Origin of the sequence: Corynebacterium confusum (assembly GCF_030408715.1) — a bacterium.
Lineage (GTDB): Bacteria > Actinomycetota > Actinomycetes > Mycobacteriales > Mycobacteriaceae > Corynebacterium > Corynebacterium confusum.
This window is the reverse complement of the sequence record NZ_CP047202.1, coordinates 1,593,461-1,618,552: the sequence shown is the minus strand read 5'-3', so window position 1 is coordinate 1,618,552 and position 25,092 is coordinate 1,593,461. Positions and strand designations below refer to the sequence as shown.

Below are 25,092 nucleotides of genomic sequence, written 5' to 3'. Positions count from 1 at the left end.
AAGACCCTGAAACACTGTGCCGGAATTACCAGAAGTTGAGGTCGTCCGCCGCGGGCTAGAGCCCTACGTGGTCGGGCGCACCTTCGAAGCCGTCGAGGTGCTCCACCCGCGCGCCACGCGCGGCCAGGACGTACCCTTAGGCGACCTGCTCGTGGGCGCGCGTGTGCGCGCGGTGGCCCGTCGCGGCAAATACATGTGGTTAGAGCTGGCCGGCGAGCCCGCCGCGGATCCCGCCCGCAACGTGGTCTTCATCCACCTGGGCATGTCGGGGCAGCTGCGGGTGGGGCATAACGACTCCGCCCACGTGCGCATCCGCACGCGGCTTACCGGCGGGGTGGAGCTGGATTTCATCGACCAACGCACCTTCGGTTGCTGGCACTTCGGGCCTCTTGATACCATCGCGCACATCGCGCGGGATCCGCTCGACCCGAACTTCGATATCGCGGCCGCCGCGCGCCGGATCACGGCGAAGAAAGTCCCCATCAAAACGGTCCTGTTGGATCAGACGGTGGTGTCCGGCATCGGCAATATCTACGCCGACGAGGCGCTGTGGCTGGCCGGGCTCGACCCCCGAAAGCGGGCGAGCGCCCTGCGCCAGTACCGGGCCCGCGAGGTCATCGAGTCTGCCGCGGCGGTCATGCGCACCGCGCTGGCGGCCGGCGGGACGAGCTTTGATTCCCTTTACGTCAATGTCAACGGTGAGTCCGGGTATTTTTCCCGCGACTTGAATGCCTACGGGCGGGCGGGATTGCCGTGCCGGCGGTGTGGGAACTTCCTGCAGCGGAGCGTTCTCGGCGGGCGCTCGACGCACTACTGCCCGCAGTGTCAGACCTTCGGGTGATCTGCCATAGCGTGATCTAGGCTATGTTATTTACATGACTTTTCTTGAAAACATCGTTGGCACTGGCAACGATTTTCTGTGGACCTGGGTGGTGCCGTGGCTGCTGATCGGCGCGGGCATCTTCTTCGGCATTCGCACGGTTCTGGTCCAGATCCGCATGGTGCCCGACATGTTCAAGGCCGTCGTCGAGCGGCCCAACGGCACCGGCCGCGATGAGGACGAGGACTACGGCGGCATCTCCGCCTTCAAGGCGTTTACCATCTCGGCCGCCTCTCGCGTCGGCACCGGCAATATCGCCGGCGTGGCCGTCGCCATCTCCCTGGGTGGTCCGGGCTCGGTGTTCTGGATGTGGATCATCGCCATTCTGGGCGGCGCGACCGCCTTCATCGAGTCCACGCTGGCCCAGCTGTGGAAGGTCCGCGACGGCGACGCCTACCGCGGCGGCCCGGCCTACTACATGAAGCGCGGCCTGGGCTGGGGCCCGCTGGGCGTTATCTTCTCCATCGCCATCGCCTTTACCTTCGGCTTTGTCTACAACGCCTTCCAGACCAACGCCATCGCGGATTCCCTGTCGACCTCGATGGGCAACGACAGCTTCGCCTTCAAGGCCATCGTGGGCGTTATCATCGCGGCGATTTCCGGGCTTATCATCTTCGGCGGCGTCCAGCGCATCGCCAACATGACCCAGCTCATCGTGCCGTTCATGGCCGGTGCCTACCTCATCGTGGGCCTGTTCGTTGTGGTCACCAACCTCGATGCCGTCCCGGCCATGTTCGAGGCCATCATCGGCCACGCGCTCGGCTTCAAGGAGATCGCCGGCGCCGCCCTGGGTACCGCGATGATGCAGGGCATCCAGCGTGGCCTGTTCTCCAACGAGGCGGGCGAGGGCTCGGCCCCGAACGCCGCGGCGACCGCCACCGTCTCCCACCCGGTCAAGCAGGGCCTGGTGCAGACCCTGGGCGTCTACTTCGACACCCTGGTCGTGTGTACCATCACCGCGTTCATCATCCTGCTGGGCTCCGAGGTCAACTACGGCGAGGAAGCCGAGGGCGTGTCCCTGACGCAGACCGCACTGTCGTCCGAGGTGGGTGACTGGGGCATCCACTTCGTGACCTTCATCCTGTTCTTCCTGGCGTTCTCCTCCATCCTGGGCAACTACTACTTGGCCGAGGCCAACGTCGAGTACCTGTCGCGCTCCAAGGTCGTGTTGGTGGTCTTCCGCCTGGTGGTGCTGTTCTTCGTCTGGTTCGGTGCGGTGGGCACGCTGCCACTGGTCTTTTCGCTGGCCGATACCGGCGCCGGTACCATGGTCGTGCTCAACATCATCGCCATCGTCCCGCTGAGCGGCGTGGCCATCAAGCTGCTCAAGAACTACAACGAGCAGCGCCGCAAGGGCGTGGACCCGGTCTTCCACCGGGACATGCTGCCCGAGGTCAACAACGTCGAATGCTGGGACGGCACCGACCCGGTCACCCGCCGCAGCGTGGAGGACCGCCAGATCCTGCGCGACGACGCCACCCCGGACAAGTCCTAGCCCGCCGCACGCAACAGAAAATAGGTGACAGCACGAATGACCAAGCGCATGACCGCCTTTGTCCACGGCCACGTCCAAGGGGTGGGGTTTCGGTGGTGGACCCGCTCGCGGGCGCTGGAGCTCGGGCTGTCCGGGCACGCGACCAACCTGCGGGACGGGCGCGTGCAGGTCGTCGCGGAGGGGCCGGAAGAAGACTGCGCGCGGCTGCTCGAGCTGCTGCGGGAAGAGCCCTCAACGACGTCTCGCCCCGGCCGGGTGGATACTGTCGTGGAACAGTATTCCGACTCGCGGGGCGAGGAAGGGTTTATCGAGCGCTAAAAGCCCAGCGCCTTGGCGCCCGCCAGGGGGGGCGAGCAGTAGTCAGCGGCTGTTAGCGCGGTGGGCGGATCGTGGTGGAGACCAGGTTCGGCGGCTCGGGCAGGGAGCGGGTGACCTCGACGGCGCGCTCCAAAAGCTCCTCTTTGGGCATGGAGAAATCGTTATCCGCCCAGCACATGATGATGTTGAACAGCAGCCCGTTCCAAGTCACGCCGGCGATGGTGTCGTCGAATTCCGCGAGGTTTTTGTTGAGCTCTTCCAGGATGCGGTAGTGCGCGCCGGCGGAAATGGCCAGGGTCAACTCCTCGCGGTACTGCCAGGTCTTGTCCAGAACCGCGGCCCAGTAGCTGCGCAGGGAATCGCGCGCCGAGGGGGTGGTGCCGATTTCGTCGAAGACGCGGTGGATGAACTGTTCCACTACTGAGTCTTTGGTGGGGAAGTGACGGTAGAACGAGGACCGCGAGATCTTCGCGGTCCGGATGATCTCGGAGGCCGTGATATCGGCAAAGAGCTTGTCCTTAGCGAGGACTTTGACGGCCTGGAAAACTGCCCGACGAGTCTCTTGCTTGCTGCGCTCGTTGTGAGCGCGCAAGGCCCGGGCCTGAGGAGTGGTCACCTTGTTTTTAACTCAGCTTTCTTGGGGAGGGGTTCGACCGGGGAAGTTGAACTAAGGCTCAAGATTTAATCCTAGAGCATGTTTACGGGAAATTTTAACTTAGTTCAGCAAAATGTTACCCGGTATGTTAATGCCGTTTGGTATGGGTTGCGCTTATACCCAAACGCCGTCATCCGCCGTGGTTAGCGGCGTCTGGTGCGCGGCCAGGGCAGAATAAGTTGTTAGACTTTGTCCAATGCACCTGAAATCACTCACGCTCAAAGGGTTTAAGTCCTTTGCCTCGGCGACGACGCTCAAATTCGAGCCGGGGATCTGCGCCGTGGTGGGCCCGAACGGCTCGGGTAAATCCAACGTGGTAGACGCCCTCGCGTGGGTGATGGGGGAGGGCAGCGCCAAGACGCTGCGCGGCGGCAAGATGCAGGACGTCATCTTCGCCGGCGCCGGGGACAAGAAGCCGCTCGGCCGCGCCGAGGTCACCCTGGCCATCGACAACTCCGACGGGGCGCTGCCCATCGACTACCGCGAGGTCTCCGTGACCCGCCGCATGTTCCGCGACGGTGCCAGCGAGTATGAAATTAATGGTTCCAAGGCGCGGCTCATGGACATCCAGGAGTTGCTCTCGGACTCCGGTATCGGCCGCGAAATGCACATCATCGTCGGCCAGGGCAAGCTCGCGGAGATCCTCGAGTCCCGGCCGGAGGAGCGGCGTTCCTATATTGAGGAAGCGGCCGGCGTCCTCAAGCACCGCCGCCGCCGCGAGAAAGCCCAGCGCAAGCTCAACGGCATGCAGGCTAACCTCGACCGGCTGACCGACCTGACCGAGGAGTTGGGCAAGCAGCTCAAGCCGCTTGCCCGCCAGGCCGAGGCTGCCCAGCGCGCCGCCACCGTCCAGGCAGACCTGCGCGACGCCCGCCTGAGGCTGGCCGGAGCCCGGATCGTTTCCCTGCGCGGCCAGCTCGACGATGCCCGCGCGGCCACCCAGCGCGTTTCCGAGTCCCTGGCCACGTCCCAGGCTGCGCTGGAGGAGACCACCGGCGCCCAGCTCGACCTCGAGACCGAGCTGGAAGAGGTCGCCCCCGCAGCGGAGGCGGCCCAGCAGCTCTGGTTCGACCTGTCCAACCTGAGCGAGCGCATCGCGGCGACCCTGCGCATTGCTGCCGAACGCGCCCGCACCTCCGGCGAGGCCACCGCCTACCAGGGCCAAGACCCCGAAGAGCTGGAGGCGCGCGCCCGCCAGGCGGACGAAGACTACGAGATGCTGCTGGCCAGCGCCGAGGCCGCCGCCGAGGCCTTCGAAGAGGCCAAGGAGGAAGTCGCCGCCTGCCAGGAGGAATACGCCGCGGAGGAAAAGGAGCACCGCGCCCAGGTCCGCGCCTTGGCGGACCGCCGCGAAGGCGTGGTGCGCCTAGTCGCGCAGGAAGAATCCCAGACCAGCCGCGTGGAACAGGCCGAAGCCGAGCTCGCCCGCCAGGAAGCCACGTGCGAGTCCACCCGGGAACGCGTGAGCCAGGCCCGCCGCGAGGCCGACGACGTCGGCGATAAACTCACTGCCCTGCAGGCCGAGCGTGAGCCTTTGGACGAGGCCCACGTGCGCGCCGCCAGCGAGTCCGACGCCGCCGACAAGCGCCTCGAGCAACTGCGCGACGAACAGCGCGACCGCGACCGCGAGGTCTACACGCTGCGCGCCCAAATCGACACCCTCGCGCAGACCGCCCCGCCGGCCATCGAGCTCGGCGCGGCCTTTTCCCCGTTGGCCGACCACGTCACCACGAAATACGACTCCGCCCTGGCCGCGGCGCTAGGTGCCTTTGCCGAGGCCCAGGCTGGCCAGGTCGACAGCGACGTTCTGGACAAGCTCATAGGCGCCGCCCGCACCGCCGTGGTAGATACCGATGCCCCGGCCAGTTCCGGCTGGCGCCTGCAAGCCGAGCTGCCCGCCGGGACCAGCTGGTTGCTCGACGAAGTCGAGGTCGACCCCGCCGTCAGCGCCGGCCTGAACCGCCTGCTCGCCGACGTCGTGCTCGCCCCCACGGTGGATGCCGCCCGGGAGCTTGTCACCGCCGACCCGCGCCTGCGGGCCGTGACCCCGGACGGCGTGCTCTGCGGCGAAGGCTGGCTGCAGGCCGGCACCGGCGCCTCCTCGACCGTGGAGGTCAGCGCCCAGATCGCCCAGGCGCGCCAGCGCCTCGAGGCAGCCCAGACCGCCGCCGAGGAGCTCTCGGGCACCCTGGAGGGCGCCAAGCAGGCGGCCGAGGAGGCGCGCGTCGCGGCGGCCTCGGCGACCGCGGCCCTGCAGGAACACGACGCCCAGATAGCGGCCTGGCAGCGCGATCACCAGCGCCTGCTCCAGCAGGTCGAGGCCAATACCAAGGAACATGAAAAGGCCGCCGTCCGCGCGACCGAGCTGGATGTCCAGCTCGATAAGGCCCGGGAGGAACTGGAGCAGACCCGTGACCGGCTCAGCCGCGTCGACGACGACGAGGCCACCGAGGAGCCGGACTCCGCGGCGCGCGATGCGGCATCGGCCGCCCTGGAGCAGGCCAAAAACCGCCAGGTGGAGGCCCAGTACGCGGCCCGTTCGGCCCAGGAGAAGGTCTCCCAGGCCGCCGGCAAGGCTGACAACCTGCGCCGGCAGGCCGAAAACGAGCGCCTGGCCAAGCAGCGCCACGACAACGCCCAGGCCCGCCGCCGCGCCCAGGCCCGTCTGGCCGCCGCCGTGCAACGCCACGCCGAAGACCTGTCGGCCCGCGCCGCCGATGCCCTCGACCGCGCCACTGAGCGCCGCGACGAGCTGGTCAATCAGCGCAACGCGCTCAACGCCCGGCTGGCCTCGGCCAAGCAGGCCGTCTCCTCGGCCCGGCAGCAGGCCGAAAGGCTCACCCAGCAGGCCCACGACGCGGAGGTCGCCCAGACCCAGGCGCAGGTCCGCGTCGACGAGGCCGAGGCGAAGGTCACCGAGCAGCTCGGCATCTCGATTGCCGATCTGCTTCGCGACTACACCCCGGGCCCGGATTTCGACCAGGCCGCGGAGAAGAAACGCCTCAAGCAGGCGGAGAAGGACTTGAACTCGCTGGGTAAGGTCAACCCGCTGGCACTGGAGGAGTACCGCGCGCTGGAGGAGCGCTACCGCTACCTGTCCACGCAGCTCGACGACGTCATCCAGGCCCGCCGCGACCTGGAAGGGGTCATCGAGGACGTCGACGCGCGCATCCTGCAGCTGTTCACCGACGCCTGGCGCGACGTGGAGGCGGAATTCCCCAAGGTCTTTTCGACGCTCTTCCCGGGCGGGGAGGGGCGCCTAGTGTTGACCGAGCCGGATTCCATGCTGACCACCGGCATCGAGGTCGAGGCTCGCCCGCCGGGTAAGAAGGTCAAGCGCCTGTCCTTGCTTTCCGGCGGGGAGAAGTCCCTGACCGCCCTGGCGATGCTGGTCGCCATCTTCCGCGCCCGGCCCTCGCCCTTCTACGTTATGGACGAGGTCGAGGCCGCCCTCGACGACGTCAACCTGCGCCGGCTCATCGCCCTGTTCGAGGAGCTGCGCAACGACTCGCAGCTCATCGTGATCACCCACCAGAAGCCGACGATGGACGTGGCCAACGTGCTCTACGGCGTGACCATGCGTGGCGACGGTATCACCCGGGTCATCTCGCAGCGCATGAACCCCGCCGGCACGGCTCCGGGCACCGAGCAGGCTGCTGACGATGCCGCCCGCCTCGGCGTCGATGCCTCCTCCCGGCGTTAAACCCCGGGCCCACCTCACTAGCGCGGCCGTTTGCTGGCACTATGGAAGGCATGGAATCTAACTTAGCGCTATGGATTGGCATTGCTGTCGTCGTCCTTATCGTCGTCGCCCTAGTGGCGGTGGTCTTAGTAGGCAAGCGCCGCGGCGAGAGCAAGAAGGTGTCCTTCAACCAGGAAGACGCCGAGCCGAAGGAACTGACCCAGCAGGAAAAATCCGGAAACTACCAGGCCAAGTCCGGCTTTAACTTCGCCGCCGGCAGCGAGCCCGAAAAGCAGCCGGCCGGCAATCCGAACGCCGCCGGCAACGCAAACGCCGCCGGCATGCCCGGGGTCTTCGCCAGTGCCCACGACGAGCCGGCCAAGGCCGAGCAGTCGGCGCCGGCCACCCCGGCCGACTCCGCGCAGTCCGAGTCCACTAAGGCCGAGCCCGCCCAGTCTGGCAGCGAGAAGGCTGCCAACGAAGACACCGAGCGGACCGAGAGCATCGAGGACATCGCCGCCGCGGCCGTAGCCCGCGCCAAATCCGACGAGCTCGCCGATGCCCCGCTCACCTCCGAGGCCGACCGCGCCGAGGCCGCCGCGCCGGCTGACAAGGCGCCGCAAGCTCTGAAGGCTGAGAAGGCCGGGAAGGCTGAAAAGACCGAGAAGGCTCCGAAGGCCGAGCCGACCGAGGCAGGGGAGAAGATCGCCCCGGCCACGCCGACCGCGGATGCGGTCCAGGCCGAGCCGGTCGAACCCGCTGAGCAGGCTGAGTCGGCCCAGCCGGAGGCCGCGGACCAGCCCGCCCAGGATGAGACCTCCACCGCGGAGGCCGAGGAAGCCGCAGGTGCCGCCGACGCGCAGACCAGCTCCGCGGAGCGCGCCCTCGAGGAGACCCCGGTGCCGGAGCCGGCACCGGCCGCAGAAGAAGTTGAGCAGCCGCAGCCGGAAACGGAGACTGAGCCCGCAGCGGCGGAACCACGCGAGGAGATCGCCCCGGCCGTCGGCCGCCTGGGCCGGATGCGCGGGCGCCTGTCGCGCTCCCAGAACGCCATCGGCCAGGGGCTGATGGGCATTCTGTCCGCCGGCGACCTGGATGATGACGCCTGGGAGGAAATCGAAGACACCCTCATCATGGCGGATCTGGGCACGAAGTCGACGCTGAAGGTCACGGAATCGCTGCGCGAGAAGATCGCCGAGCGCGGTGTCAGCAGCGAGGACGAGGCCCGCGCCATGCTGCGCGAGGCGCTCATCGAGGCCGGCCACGTGGAGATGGACCGCTCCATTAAGGCCATGCCGCACGACGGCAAGCCGGCCGTCGTCATGGTCGTCGGCGTCAACGGCACCGGCAAGACCACGACCACCGGCAAGCTGGCCCGCGTGCTGGTCTCCCTGGGCAAGAAGGTCCTGCTGGGCGCGGCGGATACCTTCCGCGCCGCGGCCGCGGACCAGCTCGAGACCTGGGGCAAGCGCGTGGGTGCGGAGACCGTGCGCGGCAAGGAAGGCGCGGACCCGGCATCGGTGGCTTTCGATGCCGTCGCCGCCGGCGTCGAAAACCAAGTCGACGTTGTCCTGGTCGACACCGCCGGCCGCCTGCACACCTCCACCGACCTGATGGACCAGCTGGGCAAGGTCAAGCGCGTGGTGGAAAAGAAGTCGCAGGTCGACGAGGTTCTGCTGGTCATCGACGCCACCGTCGGCCAGAACGGCCTGGTCCAGGCGCGCATCTTCCGCGAGGTCGTGGACATCACCGGCGTGGTGCTGACCAAGCTGGACGGCACCGCCAAGGGCGGCATCGTCTTCCAGGTGCAGGAAGAACTCGGCGTGCCGGTCAAGCTCGTCGGACTGGGCGAGGGCGCGGACGACCTCGCGCCCTTCGAGGTCGAAAGCTTCGTCGACGCCCTGTTGGGCAGCTAAACGACCTGCCTTTCTATTCACCTTAGGCCCCGGCTGCAACGGACAGCTAGGGGCCTTAGTGATCGGCAATGAGCACGGGCAGTGACGTGATCTGGATTAACCACAGTGCTAATCTGGGGAGGCTGTATTGATGCTATTTTCAGCAAACTCCATACCTGTCCATTACCGTCCATCGTGTTAAGGCTTTAAACCTGTGACGCTTTTATATGTTGTCCTTCTCGCGGCGCTGGCAGTGGTGTGCTCGCCCGTCGCGGTCAAGGTACTTGATCGAAAAGCAGGATGGCCGCTGGCGGCCATCTTCGTCGTGGCGGCGGGACTGATCCTCCGAGAAATTCCCGCGATTTCCAGTGGGAATGGCATCGAGTACCAGCTGACCTGGGTCGCGGACTTCCTCGCGCCCGGGGTGGACGCTGGGGTCTCGTTGCGCGCGGATGCGCTCGGCGCGTTCTTCGCGCTGCTGGCGCTTGTAATCGGGGCTGTCGTCCTCGTCTATTCCGCCGCGTACCTTCCCAAGCACCAAGGCAACGTCAGCTTCTACACGCTGATGACTGCCTTTACTATGTCGGTGCTCCTGCTCGTGCTGGCCGACGACGTGATCGTCCTGTTCATGGCCTGGGAGCTGGTCTCGCTGGCCTCGTTCATGCTGATCGCGCGCTCCGGCGCCACCGGTGAACCGGGCTCACAGCGCACCCTCGTGCTGACCTTTATCGGCGGCCTGACGCTGCTGACGGCCGTGGCCATCGCCGCCACCGCCGTGGGATCGACCAACCTGCACGCCATCCTGACCTCCTCGGTCTGGACCGAGGACCAGGCGCTGACTGTCGGGGTCGCGGTGCTCATCGCCGTGTCCGCCTTCACCAAGGCCGCGCAGTTCCCGTTCCACTTCTGGCTGCCCGAGGCTATGGCGGCCGCCACGCCGGTCTCCGCGTTCCTGCACGCCGCCGCCGTGGTCAAGGCGGGCATCTACCTGCTTATCCGTTTCTCGACGGTCTTCCACGACGTCGCGGTCTGGAACTGGCTGCTGATCGTCGTCGGCATGGGCACGGCCGTCATGTCCGCGCTCTTTGCCGTCCAGAAGACCGACCTTAAGAAGCTGACCGCTTATTCGACAGTTTCGCACCTGGGCTGGATCGTGGCGACCATCGGCGTGGGCACCCCGTTTGCCATCGCCGCCGCCGTCGTCCACACCCTGGCGCACGCGTTGTTTAAGTCCTCGCTGTTCATGCTCATCGGCGTCATCGACCACGAGGCCGGGTCCCGCAACATCAAGGACCTGGACAAGCTGTGGAACAAGATGCCGTTCACCTTCGTCTCCGTGGTCATCGGCGCGGCCTCCATGGCCGCGGTCCCGCCGCTTCTGGGCTTCGTGTCCAAGGAGGGCATGCTGACCGCGTTCCAGGACGCGCCCATCGGGGGCGCCGGGGTAGTGGTCCTGCTGATCGCCGCCGGCATCGGCGCGCTGCTGACGTTTACCTACTCGGCGAAGCTCGTCTTCGGTGCCTTCATCGACGGCGACAAGGACATGTCCGGCGTCCACGAAGCCCCAGTTTCCCTCTGGCTGCCGGCCGCCCTGCCCGGAACCATGTCCGTGCCGCTGGTCTTCGTCCTCGGGCTTTTCGATGCCCCCTTGGACAACATCGCCGCCGCCGTCGGCATGGAACACCACAGCCACCTGGCGCTGTGGCACGGCATCAACGTGCCGCTGGTCATTTCCGTGGTGGTGCTGGTGCTCGGCATCGCCGGCCTAGCCGTGCGCCGCCCGCTGTGGTCTGCCCTGGAGTCGCGGGAACTGCTGCCGACCAACGGCAACCAGCTCCTGCACGGAGTGCACAAGCTCAGCGAGGGCATCGGCCGCGTCTTTGCTTCCCTGGCCGCCACCCACAACCCGTCGCGCCACCTGCTGCCCATCGTATTGCTGGTAGTCCTGCTGGCGGCGGCGACGCTGTTCGGCAGCGAGGGCATCGACGGCGAAGCCTTGGCGCCGCGCGTCGACGGCCTGGACAACCCGTGGGACCTGCTGCCGCTGGGCATCATCGTGCTATCGATGTTCGGCCTGGTGCGCACCCAGAACCGCCTGACCGGCGCGGTCATGGTCGGCGCGGTCGGCGTCGGTGTCACCCTGCAGATGTTCCTGCTGGGTGCCCCGGACGTCGCCCTGACCCAGTTCACGGTGGAGGCCCTGTCCGTCATCGTGATGATGATGGTGCTGCGCTACCTGCCGGAGAAGTTCGAGCCCGTGCGCAACCCGCGCCGCCGCTACAGCTCCGTGATCGTAGCCGTGCTGGCCGGTATCACCGCCTTCCTCGGCGTGTGGACGCTCATAGGCCGCCGCGAGCGCTCCGACCTGGCTGAGTGGTACCTGAACAACGCGCCGGACATCACCGGCGGCGACAACGTCGTGGCCACCATCATCGTCGAGTTCCGTGCCCTGGATACGCTGGGCGAGCTGTCCGTGCTGGGCATGGCCGCCGTGGTTATCGCCGCGTTGACCTCCACGCTGCCGCGCTTCCCGTTCTCGCCGGGTACCCGCCCGGCTCCGTTCGGGCAGTCGCAGCTGAACTCCGTGCCGATGCGCAAGGCCCTGCAGATCGTGGTGCCGATCCTCGTCATCATGTCCGTCATCGTCTTCTTCCGCGGCCACAACGTCTCCGGCGGCGGCTTCCCGGCCGCCCTCATCATGGGTGCCGCCATCGGCCTGACCTACCTCTCGCGCGGCCGCGACGAGATCGTCTTCGGCCAGATGGCGCCCATCCGCCTGACCGGTATTGGCATCATCATCGCGCTGCTGGCCGGCTTCATCGGCTACCTGGCCGATCCGAGCGGCTTCCTGGTGGCCATCCACGGCGAGGCCCTGGGCCAGCACTGGACCACCTCGCTGATCTTCGACCTGGGCATCTACCTGGCCGTGCTGGGCATGCTGACGATGGCCATCAACGCCCTGGGCGGCTACCTGCGACCGGGTACCGAGCGCGAGTACCTGCCGTGGGTCCACGACGACGGCTCGGTGCTCACCAACACCCCGCAGGCCACGATGGACGACATCGACGACCCGTACCCCGACCCAATCAACCCGGCGCAATCGCCGAAGTCGGTGCTTACCCGCTCGCGGCGCGGCGCCCGCAAGAAGGGGGAGAAGTAAAATGATTCTGGCTTTGACCATCGCCATCTTGATCGGTGGGGCCGTCTACCTCATCCAGCAGCGCGGCCTTGTGCGGATCGTGCTCGGTATGATGTGCTTCGGCCACGGCGCTAACCTGACGCTGCTGGCCACCGGTGTCTACTCCTTCCGCGGGGAGACCTTCCCGTCTCAGACCCCGCCGGAGCAGATGGCCGACCCGCTGCCGCAGGCCTTCGTCCTGACCGCCGTGGTCATCTCCATGGCGACCGCGACCATCCTGCTCACCCTGGCCGCCATGGGCCCCAACGACGACACCGATGCCGCCGACCCCGTCGACGACAACACCGTCGACCACCCGTTCTCGACCCTGGGGCGCGACGTGCACAACCAGGACATCCGGCAGCGCTCCGACGAGGCGGTGCGCCGCATCCAACACGCGCGCGACGCCTACGAGGACGTCTACGAGACCCAGCAAGCTGCCGCCGACCGCACCGCGAAGGAGGGCTAGGCACCTATGTACGACCTAGTAAGCCAAATGCTGCCGCTGTTTCCGGCAGTACCGCTCATCGCGGCGGCCTTCGCGCTGCTGGCGCCCTGGCGCCCGGTCCGCGACGCCATCATGCTGGTGGTGCCCGCCGTCGGTATCTTCGCCGGCCTGGGGCTGCTGGCCTACACCGTTAACAACGGCCCGGTGGCCCACAACGTGGGCATGTACCCGGGCAACGTGGCCATCCCGTTCGTGGGGGATTCCTTCTCCGCGATCATGCTGACCACCGCAATGATCGTCTCCTTCGGCGCGAACTGGTTCGCCATCGCCGGCGGGGAGACCAAGTCGCGCTACTACCCGTCGCTGACGCTCATCCTGCTCACGGGCGTGGCCGGCGCGCTGATCACCGCCGACCTGTTCAACTTCTTCGTGTTCATCGAGGTCATGTTGCTGCCCTCCTACGGGCTCATCACCATGTCCGGCACCTGGGCCCGCCTGGCCTCGGGTCGCGCCTTCGTGCTGGTGAACCTGTTCGCCTCCACGCTGTTGGTGGTGGGTGTGGGCTACATGTACTCCGTGACCGGTTCCGTGAACATCGCCGCCCTCAACGGCGTGGCGGCCGGCAACGGTCCCGCCACGGTGGCCGCCGGGCTGATCATCATCGCGATTTCGGCCAAGGCCGGTATCTTCCCGGTCCACACCTGGCTGCCGCGCACCTACCCGGGCACCTCCGCCGCGGTGATGGGCTTGTTCTCCAGCCTCCACACCAAGGTGGCGGTCTACATGCTCTACCGCCTCTACGTCCACCTCTTTGACCTGGACGAGCGCTGGGGCGCGCTTATCGTCGTGGTGATGATCCTGTCGATGGCCGTCGGCTCTTTCGGCGGCCTAGCCGAGGCCACCATCCGCCGCGTGCTTGGCTACCAGATGCTCAATGGCATGCCGTTTATCCTCATCATGCTGGCGTTTACCGCGGCCGATGGGCAGCGCGCGCTGGCCGCCGGCATCCTGTACACCATCCACCACATGATTACGGTCGGCTCGCTCATCCTGGCCTCCGGCGCCATCGAGGAGACCTACGGCACCGGCCGGGTCAACAAGCTTTCCGGCCTGGCCCGCAGAGACCCCATCATCGCCTGGATCTTTGCCGCCGGCGCCTTCTCCGTGGTCGGCTTCCCGCCGTTTTCGGGCATGTGGGGCAAGGTCATGCTGGTCGTGGAAATCGCCCGCAATGGCAACGGTTGGGCCTGGGCCGCGATCACGGCCATCGTGGTGGCGTCCTTCGCGGCCTTCCTGGCCATGCTGCGAGTGTGGCGCAAGGTCTTCTGGGGCCGCCAGCTCTCCCAAGACGAGGTCCCTGATGAGCTGGTCATCCGCAAGAAGCTCATGGCTCCGTCGGCCGCGCTCATCCTGGGCTCGCTGACGATGTTCATCCTGGCCGGCCCCGTCATCGACTTCACCATGGCGGCCGCGGGCGACCTGCTGGATACCGGCAGCTACATCCACGCGGTGCTGGGCGATGATGCCGTCGCGCTGCCTAACCCGTCCGTCCTGGAGGGAGGAGCATAAATGCACGTCGTAACGTATATCCTCTGGTTCATTAAGGAGATCTTCGTTTCCGGTTTCCAGCTCGCGGCCTGCTCATTCAAGGCCGACACGGGCTACCACCCGGTCATCGTCCGCTACCCGCTGCGCGTAACCAGCGGCTGGGAGGTGTTCTGGCTGACCTCCTCGATCACCGCCACGCCGGGCACCCTGTCGCTCGGCCTGCGCGAACCCCCGCGGGAGGGCCTGCCGCGCATCGTCATGGTCCAGGCCGTCCTTGGCGATGACCCCGCGGAGGTCCTGGCCGGTATCGCCGAGATGGAAGAGCGTCTGGCCCCGCACGTCAAGGAACTCGACTACGGCGTGCCCGGGCAGGGGAGCGCCACCGAGGCCGACCCGGCGTTCTACGAGTACCCGCTCGAGTCCGTGGGCCGCTACCTGCGCGCGCCGGAGCTGGCGGAGACGGAGGACCAGCCCATCTCCGAGGACGAGTCCCTGGCCACCCGCAGCTGGCGCCGCCAGCAGAAAGGCAAGGACGTTTAAATGTTTGACGTATCCGCTTTTACCGCTTTCGACTGGTTGGTTGCCGCCTGCGTGTTCATCATGGGCCTGTGCGTTTTCGCCGCGCTGGTGCTGACCCTGCGCACGCGCGACGAGCTCACCCGCGCGGTGGTCGCCGACCTCATCTTCTACGGCATGCTCGCTATCTTCCTAGCCCGCTCGACCATCGTCTACTCGTCCATCGCCTACGACATCGCGCTGCTGGCCTCCATCGCCGGCGGCGTGCTGCCGACGCTATCGATGGCCCGCATCATCTCGAAGGGAAGGCGCTAAACCCATGGCTATCTACGAAATTGTGGCCTCCGTGCTCATCATCGTCGCCACGGTGCTGGTTCTGGCCACCACCGTCGCGGTCTGGCGCGCCCCGGACGCGCTCACACGGGTGAACCTGCTGGGCCCGACCATCTGTCTGGCCGTTCCGCTGCTACTCGTGGCTAAACTGGTGGTGGACTTTTCCACGGAGGGCTTCGACGTCATGTCGCTTGTCAAGGCGCTCGCCGCGTGCTTCGGCGTGTGGATCATCGGCGCCATCGGCTCCTACTACATGGGTCGCTCGATTTACGGCGTGACCGTCACCGACGTCAAGCACTCCCTCCGCATCCAACAGCAGCAGAAGCATCAGAAGCAGCAGTAGAGCACAGGAAGGTTTTTATCCATGAAACTCGTGACTGCCATCGTGAAGCCGTTTACCCTGCCGGAAATCCGCGAGGCCCTGAGCCAGCTGGAGGTTCATGGCCTCACCGTGACCGAGGTGCAGGGTTTCGGCCGCCAGCGCGGCCACAGCGAGGTCTACCGCGGCGCGGAATACGCCACGGACTTCGTGCCGAAGGTCAAGCTCGAGATGGTCGTGGCTGAGGATGCCGCCGCCGAAGCCATCGACGCCGTCGTCGACGCCGCCTACACCGGCAAGATCGGCGACGGCAAAATCTGGGTCAGCCCGGTCGAAGAAGTCGTCCGCGTGCGCACGGGGGAGCGGGGAGAATCCGCCCTCTAGAACTGCGGGACAACGCCTATCAGCGCGCGGTCGAGCTCCTGCGCAGCCTGCCCGTCCCGCCGGGCTGCGCGCTGGCGGCCACGGGCTCTTTCGCCCGCCGGGAGATGACCCGGCGCTCGGACCTGGACCTGATGCTGCTGTGCCCGGACGATGCCCCCATCCCGTATACCACCGACCTCTGGAACCCTGTCTGGGACGCCGGCTACCACCTGGATTTCGCGGTGCGCACCCCGCGCGAGTGCGGCGAAATCGCCGCCCGGGATACCGCCGCCGGCCTGTCCCAGCTGGAACTTACCCATGTTTCCGGCCCCAAAATGCTTGTCGATGCCGCCCGCGCCCGCCTCTATTCCTCCTGGCGGCGCCAGCTCCAGCGCAACTTCGACGCCTTCTTGGATCTGGCCATCCGCCGCTGGCACCGCTCCGGCTCCGTGGCGACGATGACGAAGCCGGACGTGAAAAACGGCCGCGGGGGCCTGCGCGATATCCAGCTCTTGCGCGCGCTCGCGCTGGGCAACCTGTGCGACGCGCCCGACCTTAGCGCCGAGACCCGCCTGCTGCTCGACGTGCGCACCCTGCTGCACGAGCACGCGCGCCGGCGCCGCGATGTGCTGGATCCGGAGTTCGCGGCATCGGTAGCCGCGGAGCTGGGGTATGCGGACCGCTACGAACTGTCCGCGGCCTTGGTGGATACCGCCACGCGCGTTGACCGCGCGGTGGAACGCGGCCTCGCTACGGCCCGGGGGTTGGTGGGCAAGCGGGGAGCGCTCTCGCCGCGGCGGCCGCTGGACCTGGATGTTATCGACAACGGCGGCTATATCACGCTGCCGCGCCACCCCAACCTGGAGGACCCCGCCCTAGTTTTGCGCGTCGGGGCGGCCGCGGCCCGCACGGGGCGCCCGGTCGCCGCCGGCGTGTGGCACACGCTGCGCGAGCTGCCTGCCCTGCCGGAGCGCTTCACCGCCGCCACCACCGACGACTTTTTCGCCCTGCTGTCCTCGCCGGCGAATACTCCGCGGGTCATCCGGGAGATGGATGCCCACGGGCTCTGGGAGAAGATCGTGCCCGAGTGGGCGCATATCCGGGGGCTGATGCCGCGCGAGCGGGTGCACACGCACAGCATCGACTACCACAGCCTGGCGACGGTGGCGCGCTGCGCCGAACAACGCACCAGCGTGGCCCGCCCGGACATCCTGCTGCTCGCGGCGCTGTTCCACGACATCGGCAAGGGCTACGACCGCCCGCACGCGCTGGTCGGGGCGGAAATGGTGACGCGGATGGCCGCGCGCTTGCGGCTCAACCTGGCCGATAGGTCGCGGGCGCAGACCCTGGTCGCGGAGCACACCACCTTGTCGCGGCTGGCCCGCACGATGGACCCGGCTTCGGATGCGGCCCGCGATAGCCTCCTGACCGCCTGCCACTACGACCAGCTCACCGTCTCCCTGCTGTCCGTGCTCACGCGCGCCGATGCCGAGTCCACCGGCCCCGGGGTCTGGAATAACCGGTTGGAGGCCGCCGCGGGGCAGCTGTGCCGCCGCGCTCTGCAGGCCCTGGTGCCGCAGCCCCACGTGCGCCCGCGCGTACCGGCGCCCAGCGAGCTGAAGGTGACCCGCGATAGCGACAACCAGCTGCTGACGGTCTCGTTGCACGCGGACCAGGCAAGCATAGTCGAGGTTCTGGCCCTGCTGGCGGCGCTCGGCTGGACCGTGGTGAGCTCGCGCATGGAGTACACGGGCGGGGCGTTGGCGGCGGAGTTTTCCGCGCGCACGGTGCAGGAGTCCTGGGAGGACGCCAGCGATGTCGACCGCTTCCTGCAGGCCTACAAGTCGGGCGTGCACTCGCGCCTGCCCCAGGTCGCCGGCGGGCACACGACGGCGATGTTCAACGCCGAAGGGCTGCTGGAGGTGCGCACCGTCGAGCGGCGGGCGGCGCTGGGCACGCTGATCGCCCAGCTGCCGGAGATCGAGTGGGTGGAGCACGCGGCGCTGGGCGCGACGATGATCGTGACCATCTGCCTGCGCGGTAACCCCTCTACGGGTCTGAGCCGCGCCGCGGTGGTTGCGAATGTGACCGCGGCCCTGTCTAGCGACTAAGCTGGGGGAGTTAATAGATAACCCCTAGATAATGGAGAGCCAAGAAACGTGTTTGAGTCATTGTCCGATCGCTTGCAATCAGCCCTTAAAGGGCTGCGTGGCAAAGGCAAGCTGACCGAGGCAGACATCAACGCCACCGCGCGCGAAATTCGCCTCGCGCTGCTGGAGGCGGACGTCTCCCTGACAGTAGTCCGCGGGTTCATCAAGCGAATCAAGGCGCGCGCGGCCGGAGCGGAAGTCTCCGAGGCACTCAACCCGGCCCAGCAGGTCATCAAGATCGTCAACGAAGAGCTGGTTGAGATCCTGGGCGGCGAGACTCGCCGGTTGAACCTGGCGAAGAACCCGCCGACGGTCATCATGCTCGCCGGTCTGCAGGGTGCCGGTAAGACCACCCTGGCCGGCAAGCTGGCCAAGCACCTGGAAAAGGACGGTCACACTCCCATGCTGGTGGCCTGCGACCTCCAGCGCCCGGGCGCGGTCCAGCAGCTGCAGATCGTCGGCGAGCGCGCCGGCGTGAAGACCTTCGCCCCGGATCCGGGCACATCCCTGGACTCCCACGACCACGAGATGGGCACCTCCCACGGGGACCCGGTGCAGGTGGCGCGCGACGGCATCGCTGAGGCGCAGCGCGCGCAGCACGACGTGGTGATTATCGATACCGCCGGCCGACTGGGCATCGACGAGACCCTGATGACCCAGGCGCGCAACATCCGCGATGCCGTCAACCCGGACGAGGTCCTCTTCGTCATCGACTCGATGATCGGCCAGGATGCCGTCCAGACCGCCGAGGCCTTCCGCGACGGCGTCGACTTCACCGGCGTCGTGCTGACCAAGCTGGACGGCGACGCCCGCGGTGGTGCCGCCCTGTCCATCCGCGAGGTCACCGGCAAGCCCATCCTGTACGCCTCCACGGGCGAGAAGCTCGCCGACTTCGACGTCTTCCACCCGGAGCGCATGGCCAGCCGCATCCTGGGCATGGGCGATATGCTCTCGCTCATCGAGCAGGCCGAGTCCACCCTCGACCAGCAGAAGGCCGAGGAGGCCGCGGCCAAGATGGGCAGCGGCGAGCTGACCCTGAACGACTTCCTGGATCAGCTGCTGATGATCCGCAAGATGGGCCCCATCGGCAACCTGTTGAAGATGATGCCGGGCGGCAAGCAGATGAACGAGATGGCCGATATGGTCGACGAGAAGCAGCTCGACCGCATCCAGGCCATCATCCGCGGCATGACCCCGGCTGAGCGCGAAAACCCGAAGATTTTGAACGCCTCGCGCCGCAAGCGCATTGCCAACGGCTCCGGCGTGAAGGTCTCTGACATCAACCAGCTCATTGAACGCTTCGAGCAGGCAAAGAAGATGATGACCAAGATGGCCGGCCAGTTCGGCATGGGCGGCGGCTCCCGCTCGGCGACGAAGAAAAAGCCCAAGGGCCGCAAGGGCAAAAACGGCAAGCGCAAGAAGGGCAAGGGCGGCGGCCGCCAGCGCTCCGGGGCGCCCGGTCGGATGCCGGGAATGCCGGGCGGTATGCCCTCCATGGAGGAGCTGCAGAAGATGCAGAACCAGATGGGCGGCGGCATGCCAGGAATGCCGGGTGGGATGCCGGGCATGCCCAAGGGCATGGAAAACATCGACCTCAACAACCTTGACTTCGGCCAAGGCAAGAAGAAGTAACTAGTAGTAGAGTTCCTCCGCAGGCTCCGGCTCTGCCTCGTCCTCCGGGACGGGCGGGGCCGGAACTTCTTGCTGCTGGGGCTGGCCGGCCAGGAAGGGCGCGATGAGGTCTTCCAGCAGCGGCTTCATGGACATCGCGTAGGCATTCGAGATGTGGTGCATGTCGCGGTAGACCATGACGTTGCCGATGACGACCGGGCACTTGTCCGCGTCGCAGTACCAGTCGGAGGTATCCACGGCGATCATGTTCGGCCACTGGGCCAGGATGGCCGCCGACGGGTCGACCGGCTGGTAGTTCTGTTCACGGGTCGTGCCGCAGCCGATGGCGTCCTCATTGGCCACATAGCATTCATCGAACTCGATGGGGTTGAAGTTTTTATCGAAGCCCCAGGGGTTCTCGCGTAGGCCTAGGAAAGGGATCTCGTTGTCGGCCAGGACCTCCCAGAAGCGCTCGTAGCCGGCCGGCACGACGTCGGGGCCGGTGCCGTGTTCGCCCATAGGGCGGGTGGTATTCGAGATGACCAGGTCGGGGTCGGCATCGAGGATGCGCTCGGTGGCCAGCTCGGACCACTGGGCGCACTCCGGGGTGACGGTGAGCTCGTCCCCCAGCTCGACGGGGCAGTCCTGGCGTAACAGCGGCACGACCTTGAAGCTCATTTCCTTGCCCAGCGAGTCGATGGCGGAGGCGTATTGCTCCGCGTGGGAGCCGCCCACCAGGTAGACCTCGACGTCGGAATCCGGATCGCCGAAGATGCACGGGTTGCCGTCCTTGTCGATCTCGAAGAAGGAATCCCCGGGCGCGGTGTCCGGGATGAAGCAGTGCTGGTAGGCCACCGGCGGGACCATGCTGCCCACGCGCACTGGGTCGGGCTTGACCGGCTGGTTGGCCGGTACGTCCTGGCCCATCAGCGCCATTACTCCGGGGTAGAGGGCCGGGTCCAAGTATTCGGCTTCCTCGCTGTCGAGGGTCGACTTGAACCACGGGTGCACGGACAGCAGGGCGACGACCAAGGCGGTCGCCGCCACGCCGCCGGCGGCGCGCAGCGCGCCGACCTTCTCCCGCATGGTGGCCATGGCCTTGTGGACGGGCATGTCGTCGGCTAGGGGGCGCTTGCGATGCTGCCGCAAGGGGGCCTCGATGAAGCGGTGGGTGGCATCGGCAAGCACGAGGGACAGAGCGATGATGATGACGCCCAACCACCAGGCCGGGCGCTCCATATCGAGCGCCGAGGTGGACAGGATGAGCAGCGGCCAATGCCACAGGTAGAGGCAATAGGCGACATCGCCAAGCCAGCGGGCCGGCTTGGACGCCATCGCGCGGGAGATGCGGCCGCCGCCACCGATGATGATGAGCACCGCACCGCCCAGCGGAATCAGGGACAGCGGGCCCGGGTAGGCGGTGGAATCCGCGATGGCCGCGCCAGTGAACATGAGCAGTAGCAGACCCAGGCCGGTGACGACGTCGGACAGGCGCTGCGGGATGCGGATGCGGTGGCCGTAGATGGCCAGCACCGCACCCAGGGTCAGCTCCCAGGCGCGGGAGAAGGTGGAGTAGTAGTTTTCCGGGGTGCCGAAGAAGCCGAAGCGGCTGGCGTAGGCGAAGGAAGCGATGGTGACCACGATGAGGATCGGGCCCGCCACGGCGTTGACCTTGCTGGACTGGCCGCGCCAGCGCATCACGGCGCCGAGGATCAGCGCGAAGGCGATGCCCAGCAGGTAAAACTGGCCCTGCACCGACATCGACCACATGTGCTGCAGGGGAGAGGTGTCCGCCGCGGCCGCCGCGTAGTCAGCGTTCTGGGAGGCTAGCTCCCAGTTTTGGTAGTAGAGCATCGTGGCGGTGATCTGCTGGGTCAGCTCGATGCGCATCAGCTGCGGCGTCCAGAAATACACCAGCAGGTAGGTCACCGCGATGACCAGAGCCAGGGCCGGCACCAGGCGCCGCAGGGTGCGCCAGATGGGCCACCAGGGGTTGAAGGTGGCGTTCGGCTTCGTCACGTAGCGAAGCTGGGAGCCGAGGAAGAAGTAGCCGGAGAGCAGCAAGAAGACGTCCACGCCGCCGGAGACACGGCCGACGAATACGTGGTAGATAACCACCAAACCGATGGCAATACCGCGGAGACCGTCGAGGTCATACCGGTACTGAAAACTGCGTGGGGAATCTTGTGACATAAACTCTATTCGCGTTTCATTCTTTGACGTGCGACTTCGGCCCGAGTCTGCGGACATGGCCGCTTAGTAGATTACTCTGTCCCACCCTAGAGTCCACAACGACCTGCCCAACGGCGCGTTGGGATTTCGTTTTTCGGGGGTTATCCAGTAACGTGTCTGGGGTTGCTGCGTAAACCCGTTCCCGTCTACGGTCGGCCGGTAGTCACGCGCAGCTAAAAACCCAAGGGTTGAACCGGCCCGCCGGCAAGCGGCGGGTGTCTGAACTGCCCAGTGACTTAAGTAAAGGAGCCACACATGGCTGTCAAGATTAAGCTGCAGCGGTTGGGCAAGATCCGCACCGCTCACTACCGCGTTGTCATCGCGGATTCCCGTACCCGTCGTAACGGCAAGGTTATCGAGAACATCGGTATCTACGAGCCGAAGCAGGAGCCGTCTCTGATCGACATCGACTCCGAGCGCGTTCAGTACTGGCTGTCCGTCGGCGCTCAGCCGACCGAGCCGGTTCTGGCTCTGCTGAAGGTCACCGGTGACTGGCAGAAGCACAAGGGCCTGCCGGGCGCCGAGGGCACCCTGAAGGTCGCCGAGGAGAAGCCGTCCAAGCTGGACCTGTTCAACGCTGCTCTGTCTGAGGCCAACAACGGCCCGACCATCGAGGCCATCACCGAAAAGAAGAAGAAGGCCAAGGAAGAGGCCGAGGCTAAGGCTGCTGCCGAGAAGGAAGCAGAAGAGAAGGCCGCCGCTGAGGCTGCCGAAGCCGCCGAGGCTGCCTCCGAGTCCGAGGCTGAGGGCGAGGAGTCCGCTGAGTAATCCTCAGTAGCTTTCATCCCGCCACCCCGTGAGGGTCGGCGGGATTTTTCTTTGCGGCACGCCGAGTAGGCGCTACGGACGTGGTCCGTGGCGCCTTTTCGCGTCTTTCAGCTGGGCGTGTTCCTTGTGGCCCGGCAGTCGTAGGGCTTGGCTGGTCTATCCTTGTCCCTCGGCTGGCTTTCCTTCCAGCTCGGCTGACCCTATTCCTTGGGGTTTGCGGCTGACCCCCGTGTCAGCCGCTGCTCCAGGGCGGGTCCCACGTCACCCTGCCATCGCGGCGGTTTATCCTGCCGTGCCTGGGGTAGGCGGGGTCGTCGTCGTTCCATGAATTGTGGAACTCGCACAACAAGGTCAGGTTCTCTTGGTTGGTTTCACCACCGTCGGCCCAGGGGTGGATGTGGTGGACTTGGCACTCGTCGGCTGGTTTCCTACAGTTCGGCCAGGCACAGGTGGTGGTCTCCGCCTTGGCCATGTCCTTCTGCTTCGGTGAGGCGTGGCGCTGGTAGCGGTACTGGTTGACCGGGCCGCGCCTAGGGTCCACCAGCGTGGCCAGGCCCGCGTCCAACAAACATTGGCGGACGTAGTCGGCCCCGGTCATGGTTGTTCCGTTGGTCAGCTGCAGGGTGATCTCATCCCCATCACCGGCAAGGATTCTCACCCAGTCAGGAAGTGGGATGACCACGTGGGTGGCCTTCGGCTGCTTCTCCAGGCCTCCACTGAACAAGGCCTCGACATCCGGGATGGTTTTAATTGAGGCCCAGAGGTGTTCCACCAGTTCCGGATCCCCGGTGACAGAAAAAGTACTCGGTCCATCCTTGCGGCGGGTCACGCGCACGCCTTCGGCTGGTGGTGCCGGGCGGTTAAGTTCCAGGACTTTCTGGTTGGCTAGGCGTCTTAGCTGTTCGGTGGTGCCGGGGGTGTTGCATAGTTCGATGAGCATGGCCCACGCGTGGCCTTTGTGGCGCACCCGGCGGAAAGCGTTGTCCAGCGCAATGAGCGTATCGAGGTGGTGTCCCTGGGCGGCGGCCGCTTTCCTCGCGGCGGCTTGCTTGCGCGTATACGTGGTGTGCCCGAAGAAGGTTTGGCAGGCACGGTAGTGCGCGGCCGCGGCCATGTCCGACATGACAGCCTTCAGGGCGGGCAGGTTCAGCTGGCGGCACAGGTCCAAATACTGGATCCCGTCCGCGAAGATGGAGTGTGCTGCTTTCAATGTGTCCATGGCTGTCGTTGCTGTCATGACCCACACGCTAGAAGCACGCGTCAACCCCTACAAGGCCCAGAAACCCGATCTGTGGATAACTCGGGGCAAAGTAACCATCCTGCGCGAGCACCGGAAGAGAAGAAAACGCCCGTTTTTGCGTCACCACCTGCCCAAAGGGCGAAAAATGGAGCAATGTGCCCAAGTAGGCGCAAAGCTGGTCTCAACACGCGGCGCGGCTGTGGACAATTCCCGCCGAGGCGCGGAGGCGCCGAGGTGCGAACAGGAGGAAGCCGTGAGTAGTGTCTACTAGTCCAACAAAGCTTTGTGCACCGTCGCGAAGACGTGCTCGGCCAGACGAAGTTGTGTGGACTCGTCCAGGGTCGACAGGTGGCTGTCCAAGCACAGGTGGGTGAAGCCGTGCAGGGTCGACCACCCGCTGATGGTGTTGAAGAGCAGCTGCTCCTGGGTCAGCGTGGTGCCGGACTCGGCGGCGTACGCGGTCATGGCTGCGCGGTAGGAGAGGATCGCCTCGACGTGCGAGGGTGGGAGATCGAACGTGGCCGCGAGTTCGGCGGGGCTAAGCTCCTGATTGCTGGTGAGCGTGGAGCTGAAGGCGGTCGGGAAGGTGGTGTCCCCGATGTTGAGCATGCAGCGGAAGAAGTTCGGCTCCTCGCGGGAGAAATTGAAGTAGGCCCAGGCGGCATCGTGAAGCGCTTGGCTGGCGGTGGTGGCGCCGGAGTTGAAGCCATCGAGCGCGCCATGGACGCGCGCGACTAGCTCGCTGATGGCGGCCTTGGCGACGGCGTGCTGGAGCTCGCCCTGGTTTTTGAAGTGGCGATAGGCAGAGGTCGGGGAGACGTCGGCCTCGCGGGTGACCGCCCGGATGGTGACGGCGTTGGGGCCTCCGCGCTGGCCGTACCTGGTTGCTATCCGCAACAGTTCGTTGTACAGGTCACCGTGATGGTAAGGCTTCGATCGCTGTTCCACCCTCGCTACGGTAGCACTGAATATTTCTCCAGGAACTGTCTCGCCTCGTGGGAACCGGTCGCGTGGGGTAAAAGTCTTTATTTATTTTCCGACGCTTTCGCCGGTGTGCATCATCAGCAGCATGACGGCAGGGGTATTACCTTTGTTTTTCTCCCCGGGGCAATCGACCCGGTGCGGCGCGTAGGCGGGGAGGTGGATCACAGTGCCGGGGGTAACGTCCGCGGCCTGGCCCTGGTAGGTGAAAGTGACTTCCCCGGCCAAGCACTGGACCGTGATGGGGTGGGCCGCCTTGTGGTCGGGGAGGGACTGCCCGGGCAGGAAGCTGAACAGGATGAGGTTGACGCCGTCGGCGGTGAGCACGCGGCGGACGCCGGGGCGGGGTCGGGAGGCATCGCTGGCAGGGGCGAGTTCGAGCAGGTTGAGGTGGGTGAGTGTGGTCTCGGTCGGGGTGGCTTCGCCGAAGGTCTCGGGGCGGTTAATCGGTAGGTTGTCCATCGGTGTCCAGTCTAGCGT

The 25,092-nt window shown here is 66.3% G+C and carries 20 protein-coding genes; 15 read left to right on the top strand and 5 right to left on the bottom strand.

Annotated features, from left to right (window positions below; all coding sequences use genetic code 11):
• The first annotated feature begins 16 nt into the window (after nt 1-16).
• Genes mutM through CCONF_RS07555 form a run of 3 tightly spaced genes read left to right on the top strand, consistent with a single transcriptional unit; the run spans nt 17 to nt 2,693 of the window.
• On the top strand, nt 17-841 hold the full coding sequence (gene mutM / locus CCONF_RS07565; RefSeq protein ID WP_290222326.1) for a bifunctional DNA-formamidopyrimidine glycosylase/DNA-(apurinic or apyrimidinic site) lyase: 825 nt from the start codon (nt 17-19) through the stop codon (nt 839-841).
• Between the two features lie 34 nt (nt 842-875).
• Entirely contained in the window at nt 876-2,375 is a 1,500-nt protein-coding gene (locus CCONF_RS07560; protein WP_290222324.1) for an alanine/glycine:cation symporter family protein, read from the top strand.
• A gap of 36 nt (nt 2,376-2,411) precedes the next feature.
• Nucleotides 2,412-2,693, top strand: coding sequence for an acylphosphatase (locus tag CCONF_RS07555; protein WP_290222321.1), 282 nt, complete (start codon nt 2,412-2,414; stop codon nt 2,691-2,693).
• A gap of 52 nt (nt 2,694-2,745) precedes the next feature.
• On the opposite strand, the gene CCONF_RS07550 is transcribed toward CCONF_RS07555, so the two are convergent.
• Nucleotides 2,746-3,309, bottom strand: coding sequence for a TetR/AcrR family transcriptional regulator (locus CCONF_RS07550; RefSeq protein ID WP_290222319.1), 564 nt, complete (start codon nt 3,307-3,309; stop codon nt 2,746-2,748).
• A gap of 235 nt (nt 3,310-3,544) precedes the next feature.
• On the opposite strand from CCONF_RS07550, the gene smc reads away from it, so the two are divergent.
• From smc to ffh, 11 genes are all read left to right on the top strand, one after another.
• Nucleotides 3,545-7,051 (top strand): chromosome segregation protein SMC, encoded by a 3,507-nt coding sequence (gene smc / locus CCONF_RS07545; RefSeq protein WP_290222317.1) that lies wholly within the window; start codon nt 3,545-3,547, stop codon nt 7,049-7,051.
• Nucleotides 7,052-7,101: 50 nt separating this feature from the next.
• The gene (gene ftsY / locus CCONF_RS07540) at nt 7,102-8,946 is read left to right on the top strand and encodes a signal recognition particle-docking protein FtsY (protein WP_290222315.1); all 1,845 of its coding nucleotides are present in this window, start codon (nt 7,102-7,104) and stop codon (nt 8,944-8,946) included.
• A gap of 193 nt (nt 8,947-9,139) precedes the next feature.
• Nucleotides 9,140-12,085 (top strand): DUF4040 family protein, encoded by a 2,946-nt coding sequence (locus CCONF_RS07535; protein ID WP_290222312.1) that lies wholly within the window; start codon nt 9,140-9,142, stop codon nt 12,083-12,085.
• 1 nt (nt 12,086) lies between these two features.
• On the top strand, nt 12,087-12,572 hold the full coding sequence (locus CCONF_RS07530) for a sodium:proton antiporter (RefSeq protein WP_290222309.1): 486 nt from the start codon (nt 12,087-12,089) through the stop codon (nt 12,570-12,572).
• Nucleotides 12,573-12,578: 6 nt separating this feature from the next.
• Nucleotides 12,579-14,120 carry a monovalent cation/H+ antiporter subunit D family protein gene (locus tag CCONF_RS07525; protein ID WP_290222307.1) on the top strand — a complete coding sequence of 514 codons (1,542 nt, stop codon included), beginning with the start codon at nt 12,579-12,581 and terminating at the stop codon, nt 14,118-14,120.
• The gene (locus CCONF_RS07520; protein WP_290222305.1) at nt 14,121-14,639 is read left to right on the top strand and encodes a monovalent cation/H+ antiporter subunit E; all 519 of its coding nucleotides are present in this window, start codon (nt 14,121-14,123) and stop codon (nt 14,637-14,639) included.
• Complete coding sequence (locus CCONF_RS07515) at nt 14,640-14,930, top strand: cation:proton antiporter (protein WP_070769133.1); 291 nt, start codon at nt 14,640-14,642, stop codon at nt 14,928-14,930.
• Between the two features lie 4 nt (nt 14,931-14,934).
• Nucleotides 14,935-15,291 (top strand): Na+/H+ antiporter subunit G, encoded by a 357-nt coding sequence (locus tag CCONF_RS07510; RefSeq protein ID WP_290222303.1) that lies wholly within the window; start codon nt 14,935-14,937, stop codon nt 15,289-15,291.
• 21 nt (nt 15,292-15,312) lie between these two features.
• A complete protein-coding gene (locus CCONF_RS07505; protein ID WP_290222301.1) occupies nt 15,313-15,651 on the top strand; it encodes a P-II family nitrogen regulator in 339 nt (112 codons plus the stop codon).
• Nucleotides 15,585-17,741, top strand: a complete 2,157-nt coding sequence (locus tag CCONF_RS07500) for a [protein-PII] uridylyltransferase (protein ID WP_353959521.1) — start codon at nt 15,585-15,587, stop codon at nt 17,739-17,741. Before CCONF_RS07505 ends, CCONF_RS07500 begins: the two co-directional genes overlap by 67 nt.
• A 48-nt stretch (nt 17,742-17,789) precedes the next feature.
• On the top strand, nt 17,790-19,412 hold the full coding sequence (ffh, locus tag CCONF_RS07495; RefSeq protein ID WP_290222300.1) for a signal recognition particle protein: 1,623 nt from the start codon (nt 17,790-17,792) through the stop codon (nt 19,410-19,412).
• Here the strand turns inward: ffh and CCONF_RS07490 are convergent, their stop codons facing one another.
• Entirely contained in the window at nt 19,413-21,584 is a 2,172-nt protein-coding gene (locus tag CCONF_RS07490) for an acyltransferase family protein (protein ID WP_290222298.1), read from the bottom strand. It abuts the gene before it with no gap.
• Between the two features lie 294 nt (nt 21,585-21,878).
• Between CCONF_RS07490 and rpsP the strand changes: the two genes are divergently transcribed.
• Entirely contained in the window at nt 21,879-22,391 is a 513-nt protein-coding gene (rpsP, locus tag CCONF_RS07485) for a 30S ribosomal protein S16 (RefSeq protein ID WP_290222295.1), read from the top strand.
• Between the two features lie 232 nt (nt 22,392-22,623).
• Here rpsP and CCONF_RS07480 read toward each other — a convergent pair whose 3' ends face one another.
• The 3 genes from CCONF_RS07480 to CCONF_RS07470 all read right to left on the bottom strand — a co-directional run bounded on the left by CCONF_RS07480 (nt 22,624) and on the right by CCONF_RS07470 (nt 25,074).
• Entirely contained in the window at nt 22,624-23,628 is a 1,005-nt protein-coding gene (locus tag CCONF_RS07480) for an HNH endonuclease signature motif containing protein (protein WP_290222293.1), read from the bottom strand.
• Nucleotides 23,629-23,898: 270 nt separating this feature from the next.
• Complete coding sequence (locus CCONF_RS07475) at nt 23,899-24,579, bottom strand: TetR/AcrR family transcriptional regulator (protein ID WP_290222290.1); 681 nt, start codon at nt 24,577-24,579, stop codon at nt 23,899-23,901.
• An 81-nt stretch (nt 24,580-24,660) separates the two neighbouring features.
• Nucleotides 24,661-25,074 carry a cupin domain-containing protein gene (locus tag CCONF_RS07470; RefSeq protein WP_290222288.1) on the bottom strand — a complete coding sequence of 138 codons (414 nt, stop codon included), beginning with the start codon at nt 25,072-25,074 and terminating at the stop codon, nt 24,661-24,663.
• Nucleotides 25,075-25,092: the final 18 nt, after the last annotated feature.

What these genes read in the sequence shown, in the direction of transcription:
- CCONF_RS07560 (WP_290222324.1), top strand. Translation starts at nt 876, where the DNA reads ATGACTTTTCTTGAAAACATCGTTGGCACTGGCAACGATTTTCTGTGG.
- CCONF_RS07555 (WP_290222321.1), top strand. Translation starts at nt 2,412, where the DNA reads ATGACCAAGCGCATGACCGCCTTTGTCCACGGCCACGTCCAAGGGGTG.
- smc (WP_290222317.1), top strand. Translation starts at nt 3,545, where the DNA reads ATGCACCTGAAATCACTCACGCTCAAAGGGTTTAAGTCCTTTGCCTCG.
- ftsY (WP_290222315.1), top strand. Translation starts at nt 7,102, where the DNA reads ATGGAATCTAACTTAGCGCTATGGATTGGCATTGCTGTCGTCGTCCTT.
- CCONF_RS07530 (WP_290222309.1), top strand. Translation starts at nt 12,087, where the DNA reads ATGATTCTGGCTTTGACCATCGCCATCTTGATCGGTGGGGCCGTCTAC.
- CCONF_RS07525 (WP_290222307.1), top strand. Translation starts at nt 12,579, where the DNA reads ATGTACGACCTAGTAAGCCAAATGCTGCCGCTGTTTCCGGCAGTACCG.
- CCONF_RS07520 (WP_290222305.1), top strand. Translation starts at nt 14,121, where the DNA reads ATGCACGTCGTAACGTATATCCTCTGGTTCATTAAGGAGATCTTCGTT.
- CCONF_RS07515 (WP_070769133.1), top strand. Translation starts at nt 14,640, where the DNA reads ATGTTTGACGTATCCGCTTTTACCGCTTTCGACTGGTTGGTTGCCGCC.
- CCONF_RS07510 (WP_290222303.1), top strand. Translation starts at nt 14,935, where the DNA reads ATGGCTATCTACGAAATTGTGGCCTCCGTGCTCATCATCGTCGCCACG.
- CCONF_RS07505 (WP_290222301.1), top strand. Translation starts at nt 15,313, where the DNA reads ATGAAACTCGTGACTGCCATCGTGAAGCCGTTTACCCTGCCGGAAATC.
- CCONF_RS07490 (WP_290222298.1), bottom strand. Translation starts at nt 21,584, where the DNA reads ATGTCACAAGATTCCCCACGCAGTTTTCAGTACCGGTATGACCTCGAC.
- rpsP (WP_290222295.1), top strand. Translation starts at nt 21,879, where the DNA reads ATGGCTGTCAAGATTAAGCTGCAGCGGTTGGGCAAGATCCGCACCGCT.
- CCONF_RS07480 (WP_290222293.1), bottom strand. Translation starts at nt 23,628, where the DNA reads ATGACAGCAACGACAGCCATGGACACATTGAAAGCAGCACACTCCATC.
- CCONF_RS07470 (WP_290222288.1), bottom strand. Translation starts at nt 25,074, where the DNA reads ATGGACAACCTACCGATTAACCGCCCCGAGACCTTCGGCGAAGCCACC.